Annotated in this window: 8 protein-coding genes and 1 tRNA gene; 4 read left to right on the top strand and 5 right to left on the bottom strand. The window is 40.2% G+C overall.

Annotation, left to right across the window (positions count from 1 at the left end):
• Positions 1-300 precede the first annotated feature (300 nt).
• Together H6G68_RS16220 and H6G68_RS16225 are read left to right on the top strand one after the other, a co-directional pair.
• Positions 301-2,298, top strand: coding sequence for a BamA/TamA family outer membrane protein (locus H6G68_RS16220; protein WP_190907565.1), 1,998 nt, complete (start codon positions 301-303; stop codon positions 2,296-2,298).
• Positions 2,299-2,417: 119 nt separating this feature from the next.
• Positions 2,418-4,079, top strand: a complete 1,662-nt coding sequence (locus H6G68_RS16225; RefSeq protein ID WP_190907566.1) for a serine/threonine protein kinase — start codon at positions 2,418-2,420, stop codon at positions 4,077-4,079.
• Between the two features lie 88 nt (positions 4,080-4,167).
• Here the strand turns inward: H6G68_RS16225 and H6G68_RS16230 are convergent, their stop codons facing one another.
• Complete coding sequence (locus H6G68_RS16230; RefSeq protein WP_190907567.1) at positions 4,168-5,322, bottom strand: CapA family protein; 1,155 nt, start codon at positions 5,320-5,322, stop codon at positions 4,168-4,170.
• Between the two features lie 355 nt (positions 5,323-5,677).
• On the opposite strand from H6G68_RS16230, the gene H6G68_RS16235 reads away from it, so the two are divergent.
• Complete coding sequence (locus H6G68_RS16235; RefSeq protein WP_190907568.1) at positions 5,678-6,121, top strand: DUF2267 domain-containing protein; 444 nt, start codon at positions 5,678-5,680, stop codon at positions 6,119-6,121.
• Positions 6,122-6,130: 9 nt separating this feature from the next.
• Here the strand turns inward: H6G68_RS16235 and H6G68_RS16240 are convergent.
• From H6G68_RS16240 to H6G68_RS16250, 3 genes are all read right to left on the bottom strand, one after another.
• Positions 6,131-6,215: transfer RNA gene (locus tag H6G68_RS16240), tRNA-Ser, on the bottom strand.
• 124 nt (positions 6,216-6,339) lie between these two features.
• A complete protein-coding gene (locus H6G68_RS16245; protein WP_190907569.1) occupies positions 6,340-8,697 on the bottom strand; it encodes a ComEC/Rec2 family competence protein in 2,358 nt (785 codons plus the stop codon).
• A 140-nt stretch (positions 8,698-8,837) separates the two neighbouring features.
• Positions 8,838-9,326: a DUF4079 domain-containing protein gene (locus tag H6G68_RS16250; RefSeq protein WP_190907570.1), complete on the bottom strand. Its 489-nt coding sequence runs from the start codon at positions 9,324-9,326 to the stop codon at positions 8,838-8,840.
• 284 nt (positions 9,327-9,610) lie between these two features.
• Here H6G68_RS16250 and H6G68_RS16255 point away from each other — a divergent pair, with 284 nt between their 5' ends.
• On the top strand, positions 9,611-12,058 hold the full coding sequence (locus tag H6G68_RS16255) for a lipoxygenase family protein (protein WP_190907571.1): 2,448 nt from the start codon (positions 9,611-9,613) through the stop codon (positions 12,056-12,058).
• Positions 12,059-12,120: 62 nt separating this feature from the next.
• On the opposite strand, the gene glyQ is transcribed toward H6G68_RS16255, so the two are convergent.
• Positions 12,121-13,005: a glycine--tRNA ligase subunit alpha gene (glyQ, locus tag H6G68_RS16260; protein WP_190907572.1), complete on the bottom strand. Its 885-nt coding sequence runs from the start codon at positions 13,003-13,005 to the stop codon at positions 12,121-12,123.
• Between the last annotated feature and the right edge of the window lie 260 nt (positions 13,006-13,265).

The following is a 13,265-nucleotide window of genomic DNA, read 5'->3' on the forward strand; positions in this document are numbered from 1 at the left end:
TCAGACCTAATGATAAGTGGTCAACCTGAGGCAATATAACTGCCTATTGCAATTTGTGATCATAAAATCTCATAATAGGTATTGTCCATTACCAAGTAAGCCTAAATTTAATCTAGTAAAAATTCTCTAGATATAAATACTCATCAACCATCTTGCAGATCAGCAACAGAGATTGACAAGAAACAAAAAATTACAATTAATAGTCTGTTTATCTACAGGTATGGGGACTACATATTATCCCCAGTAGTTGACTTGACTGTTGACTGCTGACTGAGTTAATTAAGTTAATCAATACTAATTATGCGACTTTCTTCTGCGGCAATTTTTACATTAGCTACTGTAGCAGCTAGTAATGTCACTCAGCAAGCAACTGCTGCGCCTACTGCCATCACAAATCAAGATGAACAAACCAATACAGCCGCCGATGTGGTGGTAGTACCATTTGTAGAAGCCGAGCCAGCACAGGTAGAAACCGTAGCATCTCCAGAAACTACATTTGCTATGGAATTTGCCCCTGAGCGAGTAGTTGTGTCAAAAAGTGTCAACAACAATATTCCTACAGACAATAACTTAGTAGTTACAGCTACTAATGTCCAGATAATTGGAGCTAGTCCCGAATTAGAGCAGATAATTGGCAAAGTTATTAAAACCCAAATAGGTGGAGATACCAGCCAAAACCAACTCCAAACAGATGTAACAGCAATTTTAGATACTGGTTTATTTGCTAGTGCCACCGTCAATAGCAGCATTACGCCCACAGGCTTGAATGTAGTATATCAAGTCAAACCAATAGTAGTCCGAACTCTGCAACTATCTGGTGCCAAGGTTCTCACCTATAAAGTAGCCTTAGAAAGTTTTCAATCTCAGATTGGTAAAGATATTAGCCCAGCAGGACTACAACAAACCGTCAAACAAATTAACCAGTGGTATACCGATAATGGTTATACCCTAGCGAGGGTACTATCGATTCAACCTAACCGCCAAGGTATTCTCACCGTGAATGTGGCTGAAGGTTTGGTAAGTGAGATCAAATTTCGCTTTCTGAACGAAGAGGGAAAAAACGTTGATAGCAATGGAAACCCAGTCAAGGGACGTACTAAAGCCGATTTTATCAAACAGCAACTGAAGTTACAACCAGGTAAAGTCTTTCAAGACAATTTAGCCCAGCAAGATATACAAGCTTTATATAAATTGGGTTTATTTCAAAGCGTCAATGTGGCTTTTGAAGGAGATGCAACAAAACTAGATTTGATATACGAACTCAAGGAAGTTGGGGCGCGTTCAGTTAACTTGGGCGGCGGTTATAATGCTGATGATGGGCTGTCAGTCATCTTAAGTTACAGAGATCAAAATATTGGCGGAGTTAATGATACATTGGCAGCCAATGTAGAGATAAATAGACAAGATGTACTGTTTAATACTAATTTCACCAGTCCCTATCGGGCAACTAACCCCAATCGCTTAGGGTATAACATCAAAACCTTCCGGCGACGGGAACTTTCGGATACTTTTGATGATGAAATTAGGCTAGGAAATGACGATAAGGTACGCGAAGGACGAATTGGTGGTAGTGTGAGTCTTCAGCAGAAAACTGATGGTTGGGACGCTTCTGTAGGACTTAACTACTCTCGTACTACTATCCGCGATCGCCAAGGTAATATTACCCCAACTGATGCCAATCAGAACCCCTTATCATTTAGTGGAACGGGAATTGATGACCTGACTACCGTATCTTTCTCAGCTACTAAAGACGAACGAGATAATCCTGCTAAACCTACTCAAGGTTCTATCCTAACCTTTAGCACTGAACAATCTATTCCCGTTGGTCATGGTCAAATTACCATGAATCGTCTCCGGGGCAATTATAGCCAGTATATGCCAGTTAAATTATTTAACAGCAAACAGCCACAAGTATTTGCTTTAAATTTGCAAGCTGGTACTGTAGTTGGTGATTTACCACCTTACGAAACCTTCAATTTAGGTGGTTCTAATTCAGTACGCGGCTATGATTCTGGAAAAGTTGGTAGTGGTCGCAGTTATGTGTTAGCTTCTGCTGAATACCGCTTTCCAATTTTCCCCATTGCTGGGGGTGTACTATTTGCCGACTTTGCTTCCGATTTAGGTTCTGGGGACACGGTTTTAGGAGATCCAGCGGGTGTACGTGGTAAGCCGGGGAATGGTTTTGGTTATGGTGCAGGAGTGCGGGTTGACTCACCTTTGGGCTTAATTCGGGCTGATTATGGTATTAATGACCAAGGAGATAGCCAAGTGCATATTGGACTAGGTCAAAGATTTTAATAACTCCCAACCGGGAACAGACAATTCTCCCCATCTCCCCAATCTTCTTGAATGTATGATGAGAAAGACAAAACCGTTTAGGGGAGTGTCAACTGCTCACTTAGGACTCCAGATTCCCGATGTTAACAGGTACAATTTTGCAAAGTGGAAAATATACCATTATCCAGGAAATAGGGAAAGGGGGATTTGGTATTACTTTTAAAGCTATGCATCACTACTTGGGTCAAGAGGTAGTGATGAAGACTATTAATGAACGGTTACGACAACATTCTGATTTTCCCAAATTCGAGCTACAATTCCAAGACGAAGCCAAAAGATTAGCCTCTTGCGTCCATCCCAATATTGTTCGGGTTAGTGACTTTTTTGTGGAAGATGGGCTACCTTACATGGTGATGGAATATATTCCTGGGGAAAATTTAGGTGAAGCGTTTGTTTTACCAGGAATACCGCTTTCCGAAGAAATAGCAATTCATTATATCCGCCAAATTGGCGCAGCATTAGAAATAGTACATAAAAATGGTCTGCTGCACCGGGATATTAAACCTGATAATATCATCCTCCGCCAAGGAACTCAGGAGGTCGTGCTAATTGATTTTGGCATTGCCAGGGAATTTAATAGCGGTGTTAGGCAAACTCACACAGGTTTAGTTAGTGAAGGTTATGCACCTATTGAACAGTATTTAACCCAAGCACCTCGTACACCAGCGACGGATGTTTATGGTTTGGCTGCAACTTTGTATGCACTGTTAACAGGACAAGTTCCTTTACCATCATTATTGCGCGATCGCGAACCAATGCCCTCTCCCCGTGAACTGCAACCCCACTTGAGTGCAGCTGTTAATCAAGCTGTTATGCGCGGTATGGCGGTTGAGTCCCGTTTTCGTCCTCCCACAGTCGCAGAGTGGCTGCAAATACTACCTGGAAGTGGGTCAGACATAACACAGCAATTACTTACTCAACCAGCACCGACTATAGATTTATCTACCCAAAAGTCAGAAAATTTAGTAAATCAACCTGCACCTACTATTCTTTCTACACCATCACCAAATCAGGAAGTCACAGGAATACCAAAAAAAGTAGGAGTATCTAAGGTATTTATCGGGATTGGGGTATTTTTAATTACTGGAACAGCAGCATTTAGTCTCACGAAAATGTTACCTCAATCTGAGTCACAGCTAGCGCCTCAGCCACTTTCTGAGCAACCTACGCCAGAAGTTGAAGTTGCTACACCAAAACCTGTGGTTGAGAATACACAGTCACCTGAAAGTCAAAATAATCAAACTGATTCTCCACGTGAATCTGCATCTTTTTCTACTTATGAACGACGTAAGCGCAATCGTCGTGTTTCTCCAGAACCAACTCCTGATAGTAGTCGCGCTGCTTCCGAATCCTCAACTCAAGAACCTCAAAATAACTCTTCCGAATCCTCAACTCAAAAACCTCAAGATAACTTTTCCGAATCCTCACCTCGTAAAACTAAGCAACGCAGATCTAAACCTGTTGTTACTCCCACACCGTCCCTAAGTGAGAAACTCAGGGAAGCTAAGTCATATCCTGAAGTTGCTCCCACACAAGCTTCAGAAAATATCCCACCAGTTCCTATTCCCCAAAACGACTCACCCAAACCTGCAAAACCAGACAATTCTGTTGTCGTACCACCGGCACCACAACCTAAAAATTCTGTAGTTATACCTGAAACACCAAAAGAATCTCAGGGTTCTGATTCTTCTGCGGTGGTAGTACCAACTCAAGAAACAAATTCTACTTCTTCGGGGAATTAATAATGGGTTGTGTTAAGTTTGGCTGCTGATCATCCATTTTAAAAAAATTATAAGTCGTCGGGAAAATCAGCAAAGGAGAATAATTAGCTTAATCTTGTTTTTGATTAAAAACAACAATTTCTCCCTTTTTATTAATTTCTATCGTATTATCGGGAAAATCATGATTATTTAAATAACGCAGCAGTCCCACGGTTCGGAAATATTGATCAATTTGTGGAATACCTTGCCGATTTAAATGAACGGGGATAATTTTACTGGAAACTAATTTTCCCTCTGAATTGAGTTTGACTTCTAAAATCATTGAGTAACCTGTTTGGGCATTTGTAGCTAAAGTCCGGTATCCTAAAAAGTTGCCTAAAGAATAAGCAATGATTTTTTCTTTGTAAATTTCCATCGCTCTGGGAACATGGGGCCCATGTCCTAACACCAAATCGGCTCCTGTATCAATCATTGTCCGGGCAAATTTTAAGGAGTTACCTCGGTTTTCCCCATAGAAAAATTCTGTTTTATCTTTTACGTGTAAAGCCCCAGTTCCTTCTGCTCCTACTTGCATGGAAACAATGACGATTTTGGCGTTATTTTTGGCTTCTTCTACCAGGGCTTTGGCTGTTTCTAAGTTATGAACGGAATTATATAAGTCATACGTTGTAAAGCCAATCATCGCAATGGGTATTTGATTCGCTTCTAAATAGAGGATTTGATTTTTATGACCTAATGTTTTTATACCCGCATTTTCTAAATTTTTGATTGTATCTTGTTGTCCAACTATACCGAAATCCATTGTGTGGTTGTTCGCTATATTAAATACGTTAAACCCCGCTTCCGCAAATAATTGAGCATAAGCGGGTGGTGAGCGAAAGGCAAAAGTCTGTCCGCGACTGATATCTTTAGAACTATAAGGATAATTAGTTAAATTACTTTCAAAGTTCCCAAATAAAATATCCGCTCCTTGTAATTGAGTTCTGACGGACTGTGGTAATAACTGATTGCGATCGCTTGGTAATCTATAGTTAGGAAAATTTGTACCGGGAATAATATCCCCAACGGCTTTAATAGTGATTGTTTGTTGCTCTTCACTTACACCTGATGGGAAATCGGGGGAAAATAAGGGAATTTCTGTCGCAGCAGCGTCTGATTGCTGTATTTTTCCAAACTTGATTGTTACTCCTAAACTAATACCTAGACAAAAACAGACACTCAGAAAACTCAAAGCAAATACTTGCGTCTGGTTGCGATTTGGCATTTTTGACTTCTCACACACTGAGATTAGTTTAACCCAAAATTGATTCAGTGGTGCTGAGTTTTTAGTCCTGAGTTCTGATTACTACTCTCTAGCTTGAGCTACCAAAGTCAAGCTTTTTTATTTTTAATCTCCTACTAGATATAGAAATGGATGCAAAATCATGCTCCATTAGCTAGAAGTAGGGACATATCTGGATTTCTATAATCTGATCTGATACTAGTTTTTGAGATTCAAAACAGAATTTACAGTACTGCGCTGAAGAGAAAACAGCCCATGAAAACCCATGATTTTTGGTAATAATCGGGTTTCTAGGCAGACTTATTTCAGCATATTGACAGAAACAGGAGTAAAATTTATGACGATGACAGGATTAGATACTTTTGATGCTACTGTACAGAAAACAATTCCTTGGATCAATGAGTTAGGAAAAGAATTGGGTTGGGAAAATAAACACCAAGTTTTCCAAGGGTTGCGAGCTACATTACACGCATTGCGTGACCGCTTAACAGTAGAAGAAGCTGCTCATTTAGGAGCGCAGTTACCTATCTTATTAGCAGGATTTTACTACGAAAATTGGCGACCAGGTGCAAAACAAACCAAGGATCGGACACAGGAAGAATTTTTGAACCATATCCGTGATTACTTCCACAATATTAATCCTGATGTTGATGCTGAGTCTTTGGTGCGTGCGGTATTCAAAATTATGGCTCAACGGGTTTCCCCAGGAGAAATAGAAGATGTTATTAACATGATGCCACCCGCATTGCGAGAACTTTGGCCAGAAACAGTTCGTAGTTAAGAAAATCAACGGAGAGGGGGGGATTCGAACCCCCGTTGAGTTACCCCAAAACGCATTTCGAGTGCGTCACCATCAACCACTCGGACACCTCTCCAATTTTTCATTCACCAAAATATTAGTGAACAAGGGAAATACTATTTTACGCCATTATATCATAATAGTATCTGGATTCAGCATTCGTTGCAGGGGAAACGCAGCTATTGCTATCCCCACACTTCTTACAAACCTGAAGATTTGTTTTCTTGTACCTGAATAAATGCTTCAAATTCACCATTGGGTGTCCATTGAATAGCTCCATCTTTACCTGTGAAGAACAGTTTTGTGTTTCCTGTATTTAATGCAGACATAGTTTCTTTATCCAGGTTATTAGATGTTGCGATCGCAACCTGTGGTTTTAGTGCTAGAACTAAATCCTTCAAAGATTCTGATGGACACCAAAGCACTTGCGGACGAGATAAACCCCCTGTTTTGACTAGTTCTGCTATTTGTTGAGGCTTGACATTACCTACTAATAACCAATTCTGTCCAAAAATCTGCAATCGTAAAATAGGTAATTGCTCATTGACAAATTGAGCAAGAGTCGAACCAGTATCTACAGTTTGTCCTAATGTTAAAGGTTGATAAAATCCTTGATGCTTTTGCAGTTTTTGTTGAATTGCTTGAGATTCAATATTATTTTCTAGCCCAGAGGAATAGGCGTAAAACTTTTTAATCGGTAAACTCTGTAAAACTTCTAACCAAGCATCACTTTGATTAGGTAAGAATTTACTAGCGATCGCCCAATCTATGCGATTAATACCCTGTTGCTGTAGAAACGGTAAAATCGTGAATCTTCCTGTACCTTCATCCCCGCTATTAATTAGAGTGACCTGGCCTCGGTCTTGAATGATCAAAACTGGTTCGGTATCAGTTGTTAATAATGTGATTCGTAATAAATTACTCGCAGAATGCCAAACGGGAATGAGTACTAAAGCCACAGAAATTAAATAAGCAAACCACCATCTTTTTTGCCACCACCGCACCAACCAAGTAGATATAATTAATCCGTAAACCATCAGCATTTGCCAAGTAGATATACTACCAACTGCAATTGAGCTTCCAGGTAGATTTGCAAAAAATTCGGCTAGTTGAATTAACCAATGGGTTGGGTAATATAAAAAACTCGCTAAAGTACTTCCTAAATCTGGCAAGATTAAACTTACTAAACCGCTAATCATGCCACCGATACTAATCACAGAAATTAATGGGGTAGTGATGATATTCAATGGCACACTGTAAACTCCTACCACACTAAACACCTGTAACAGTAGCGGTAAAGTCCAAATGGTAGCGGCTAAAGGAACAGAAATTAAAGATGCGATCGCAGGTGGTAACCAATCCAATCGTTTAGTGATTGGTGAAGCGGTGACAATTAATCCCAGCGTCGCTAAAAAACTGAGTTGAAAGCCTAAATCCCAAATCCAGAGAGGATTAAATAACAATAATAGTGTAGCTGCCAGTAGCAATGACCCTAGTTGCTGAACTTTCCTATCTAAGGCCAAACCAATCAAGGCTGCAAAACCCATAATTACTGCTCTCAGTACCGCAGCCTGAAACCCCACCAAAAAGAGGAAAGTAATTAAACCTAATGAGCCGAGAATAATCTGTGTTCTCTTTTTTGCACGCCTTGTCAGTTGTAAAATTACACCCAATATCAAGGAAGTTTGAAACCCAGACGCTGCTAAAGCATGAGCTAACCCCACCTTCACAAATAAATCACGAATATCGTAGGGTAAATCAATAGCTTTATTACCCAAAACCATTGCACTGACAAGTGGTCCTTCGGGAACACCCAACCAACGAACTTGCGATCGCACAATTTGCTCCCTCAAGAGCCACCAGCCCCATTTTCTCTCTTCATCAATGAAATTTATCTGTTTACCAATCAAACCCGCAAAAATACCTTCCTGTTTTAAATATTTCTGAAAGTCAAAAGCACCTGGGTTTAATGCTGCTTGTGGTTTATATAAAATCCCAGTCACAGCAATTTGTTGAGCAGGGTATAAACCCGTAACCTGAAGAATGGGTACTGTTACATATAATTTACCTGTTACGCCTTTTGGTGCATCTGCTGGCTTTGTAGCATTTTTTACTTCATCCATCTGTGTCACTTCCAGCAAAAACTGTCCCCGCTGACTACGAGTCAAACGGGGATTACTAGCAACTTTGCCACGTACAATCACCAATTGTTCTTGATTAGTATTATTTTCCCCAGAAACAAACTGACTAATATCCTTAATCCCTGGTTGTGGTATTCGCAATTGAAAATATAAAGTTGCCAAAACCCCAACTAAGCCAGCTATTAGCCATACATTAGGATGAGGAACATTTGTCCAACCGTTAGCTACTGACTTGCTTTTGGTAAGAGCATTTTCTTGTTTAAGGGTAAATTTCCGGGGATTAGGATATATTCTAGGAAATAGAATTGCTCCTACTACACCCATAACCAACATCCATACACCACCCCAAGGAATTGCTGTAAACAGCAAACCCAAAATATAACTAAGACAAATAATTATTCCACTCGTCTGCATCATAAAATTTTATTGCCAAAGCACACAGCATTGAAAATACCCCATCAACTTTCCTATAGGGAAGTTTATAAATGAAGTTTATAAATATTTAATCTGCTTTTCAGACAAATAATTCATCTTTGGTGGCTTTGGCAATAACAACATCACAAAGATATACCCAAATTAAACCCTAATACAGCATGAATAAACATAATTCCCAGTGCTGTAGTCCCTAAATAAGCATGAACCGCACGTAAATCAGCTTTATCTCCAAAAAATCCACTCAGAGAAATTACACCATTAATTAATAACAGTATTAACACTAGCGAACCAGTCCAAAAGTGAGGACTTTCTAATAGTGGTTTTCGCTGCATCACCAACGACAAAACCCCACCAATATATCCACCTGCCAAGAATACAAACAACCAAGGAGCTAACTGACGATGGGCGCTACGGTTTTTAATGGCTCCATCTTTATCCTTATCCTCCAGTAACTTACCACGCCAACCAGCCACTCCCACAAAAGTCCCCACCACAAAAATCACAATTCCCATCATCGCTGGATGTCCCCAATGCACAATCGGTTCTGGAACACCCAGAGAACGAAACCAAGCTGCAATTGGTTCTAGCAGTTCAGTCAATTTTTCTCTCATTTTCTTTACTTTTCTTAAACTTAATCAATTTTAACTTAGTTAGGAGTTAAGTAATTTAATTAGTTTTTAATAATACTTTAATATTTTGAGTCCTCCATTTATGAACAACGGAAAACAGTCTATTTTGAGTGATTAGCTCGTAATTATTAAGAAAATTAAAACATTTCTCATTTTCTCAGCACTTAAGTAATACTATCGACCGTAGTCAAAAATGGCAGTTAATCAAATACACATCAATGTAATAACATAACTTAAAACCAGACATCTGGGGGAAAACATTGCCTATGTCTCAAGATTTGCCAATTAAGCATCTAGATGATGCTCGTGTTCGGGATATTGACCTGGGATTTCGGAAACTAATATCGGGAATTGCCTTAGCTTTTGAACAGGTAGCAAAGCAGAAAGGGATGCGAGCAACCCATTCGTTTGGGACAACAGCCCAAGGGGTACTGGAAGTGTTAGCGCAGCCTGATATTCCTTCGCACAAACTGTTTGTCCCTGGCAGAAAATTCCCGATTGTATTGCGGCATGCGAATGCTAAGGGATTTAAAGACGATGCGATTAGTGATGGATGTGGAGCTACTTTGCGCCTTCTGGATGGAGCAGCGGATGCACCACTAACAGCACTAAATCTTAATAAACCATTATTAGACGTACTTCTAGGTACAGGACGTAGTTTCCCTTTTGCAAATGCCTTATCTTTTGCTCGTTGGGTTCGTAGCACCTTATCAGAACGTGCGGAAATGCTCGAAGAGTTGCCCCGTGCGAAATCAAGTCTTGAAGAATTTATCCGCAATCCAGAATCTTACACAAAACTCCATTACTATTCGCAAACTACCTATCTATTCATTGGTGTAGATGGTAAGCAGTATTATCTTCGCTACCGATTGATCAATGCGAATAAGTCAGCGGATACGGGTTTGATAAATCCAAAAGATTTGCAGCTACCACTCGATTATGTACCACGCGCAGGCAACGATCAGCGACCAGAGACATATCTGCAAACCGATTTTTGTCAGCAGGTTAAAAAAGGTGGACTCCAGTATCTTCTACAAGTCCAGTTACGAGGAATCGAACAATCTCTTGAATGCAATGAATTAGCCAAAGATTGCACAATACCTTGGGATGAAGTAGTTTACCCATTACGAGACCTAGCAGTAATTTCATTTAAGTCAATCATCCCTGATGAAATTGCTGAACTACTGCAATTCAATGCTTACAACGCCCCCACAGACTTAGCAATGATCTTGGCAAAATCTAGCCAAGAAACAGCCTCGATTAATCATATACGCTCAGTAGTATATGAAATTTCTGCTGATATACGTAACAAACAACAACACAATCCTGAATTAATCATGACTGAAAACACCAATCCCCCAAACCCTAAAGATATCTTTGTTTACCACGGAACAGCTGGAAAGGATATAGCCAGATTTGATTTTAATAGCCCTTTACCAGCAAATTTGCAGCCTACACCTCGCTATAATGCGCTGGCAACAATGGTGAAACTGAATCCTCCCTCAGCAACACCGCCAACACCTCCCTTAGTGGGAATTTACGGTACGCTTGGTATAATGGGAGCAAATGTTACTAAATGGATGCCAGCAAACTTAAGCAGATGTCATCCCCATAAATTCAGCGATGAATATTTCGTAGAGCGTCGCTTAAATGGCTTTAACCCTGGTAAACTCAACCGAGTTCAGGGACAACCCTGGCAATATGTAGTGCGCTACAATTGCGCTGGTTATGAAAAAGATGCTGCCGGCATTTTTCCTGATGTCATCGAAGCTCGATTCATATTGAAAGAAACTGAACTGCAAGTTCACTCAATTCAGTTTTCTTTAGATGGAACTATATCAACTCACGTTCCTGGTGATGAAAAGTGGGAATGGTCGAAAAGATTATTCCGTAGTGTTGAGTTCGTGTTCCACGAGATTCAGTCCCATTTAGGGCGTACTCACATGAATATGGATCAGTACGCGATGGCTTTTTATCGGAATATTGTGAATAATCCCATAAAACAACTGATTGAACCTCATTTTGAAGGGTTGCTCAATATTGATAAACTTGGCTCTGCACTGATTATAGGAGAGACCGGTTTTATCCCTGAAGCCTCTGTGCTGAAGCCAACAGGAGTGGACGAAATTCTTACAGAGTATGTCAGCCAACTTTCTTACCACTGGAAACCCTCGATTCAAGCCTTACCTGATCGAATTGATAATAATCATTTTGACAAAGCTGCATTGGCGATGTGGAATCTTTTAGAAGAATATGTGAGAAATTTCTTCCAAAAGAATAAAGCAGCTATCCAAGCTAATTGGTCAGAAATTGAAGGTATGTCCAAAGATTTGATAGACCACTCAATTTTGAAACCAGAATTGGGAACTCTTGCTATTAAGAGCATCGACGACTTGAAGCAATTGTGTGTATATATTATTTATCACTGCACATTCTTCCATTCTTGGGTTAATAATAAGCAGTACGATGATGGTGGCGATATTGAATATACAGCTATCGGTCTATGGGATGATAAAAATCCTGCTTACAATCCTGTTAGTGTAGCTACAAAGAATGCTACTCAAACTATATTGATGTGGACACTTTCTCATGTTCTTTATAATCCTGTGATGGAAGTTGGACCTGCGGAATTGAAGGAACTGATCTGGAAGAATCGTAAGAAAATTCAGCCTGGGATTCCACTGGAACTGATCATGATGAGCATTAACATCTAACGGAAGATAACCTCAGACTTTGTGCGTTACCAGTTTAAACCCGGTAACGCTAACTCGTATTTCTATTTCGTACCAACCGTAGTCATCTGAAGTGGAAATCCCAACTTCTCTCTTTGCTCAACATACAAATGAGCCACCTTCCTCGCTAAATGCCGAATCCTTGTAATGTACCGAGTTCTTTCCGTTACTGAAATTACACCTCGTGCATCGAGCAAGTTGAAACTATGGGAACACTTAATTACATAGTCTAAGCTGGGTAACACAAGACCTCTCTCAGTTAATTGTGTAGCTTCCTGCTCATATAAATTAAACAGCGTCAGCAACATCTCAGGATTCGACGCTTCAAAATTGTAAGTACACTGTTCAATCTCACCCTGAAGATGAACATCACCATATGTAATGTTGTCCGTCCACTGGATATTCGTGATTGCTTCCACCTGTTGGAGGTACATTACCAATCTCTCCAATCCATAGGTAATCTCAATCGACACCGGACGACAATCAATTCCCCCACATTGTTGGAAATATGTAAATTGAGTAATTTCCATCCCATCTAACCAGACTTCCCAGCCAGTACCCCAAGCCCCCACCGTTGCATCTTCCCAGTTATCTTCTACAAAACGAATATCGTGGTCTTCGGGACGAATACCCAAAGCCCTCAACGAATCAAGATAAATTTCCTGGATATTATCTGGTGAAGGTTTAATCAGAACTTGGTACTGGTAGTAATGCTGGAAGCGATTCGGATTTTCGCCATAACGTCCATCTGTTGGACGACGACAAGGTTCAACATAAGCCACAGACCAAGGTTCAGGTCCTAACGCCCTTAAAAAAGTATGGGGGTTTTTAGTACCTGCACCCTTCTCCATGTCATAAGGCTGGGCAATTAAGCAGCCGCGCTCGCCCCAAAACTGATGCAATATACCTATTACTGACTGAAAATTCACGCTCTACTCTTCCTTAAGTCAACAATCCATAAACCATTGTTGCCTAAACCCAGCATTGTGAGCAGTTTTGAGCCGTTAAAAAAAGCGCGGGAAAATTTTTTATCAAAGTAGTTGACAAACTAAAGGAGGTTCGATATATTGAATAAGTGCCGGAGAGAGAACGCCGCAAAGCGAACTCGGAAGGACACCGAACCTTGAAAATATTATAGTTTGAAAGACAGTATACAACAAGTACCCTGCGTCAGTAAAGAAAATAACCT

This window comes from Anabaena catenula FACHB-362 (assembly GCF_014698735.1).
Classification (GTDB): Bacteria; Cyanobacteriota; Cyanobacteriia; order Cyanobacteriales; family Nostocaceae; genus Anabaena; species Anabaena variabilis_A.

What these genes read in the sequence shown, in the direction of transcription:
- H6G68_RS16235 (WP_190907568.1), top strand. Translation starts at nt 5,678, where the DNA reads ATGACGATGACAGGATTAGATACTTTTGATGCTACTGTACAGAAAACA.
- H6G68_RS16230 (WP_190907567.1), bottom strand. Translation starts at nt 5,322, where the DNA reads ATGCCAAATCGCAACCAGACGCAAGTATTTGCTTTGAGTTTTCTGAGT.
- H6G68_RS16220 (WP_190907565.1), top strand. Translation starts at nt 301, where the DNA reads ATGCGACTTTCTTCTGCGGCAATTTTTACATTAGCTACTGTAGCAGCT.
- H6G68_RS16225 (WP_190907566.1), top strand. Translation starts at nt 2,418, where the DNA reads ATGTTAACAGGTACAATTTTGCAAAGTGGAAAATATACCATTATCCAG.
- H6G68_RS16245 (WP_190907569.1), bottom strand. Translation starts at nt 8,697, where the DNA reads ATGATGCAGACGAGTGGAATAATTATTTGTCTTAGTTATATTTTGGGT.
- H6G68_RS16255 (WP_190907571.1), top strand. Translation starts at nt 9,611, where the DNA reads ATGTCTCAAGATTTGCCAATTAAGCATCTAGATGATGCTCGTGTTCGG.
- H6G68_RS16250 (WP_190907570.1), bottom strand. Translation starts at nt 9,326, where the DNA reads ATGAGAGAAAAATTGACTGAACTGCTAGAACCAATTGCAGCTTGGTTT.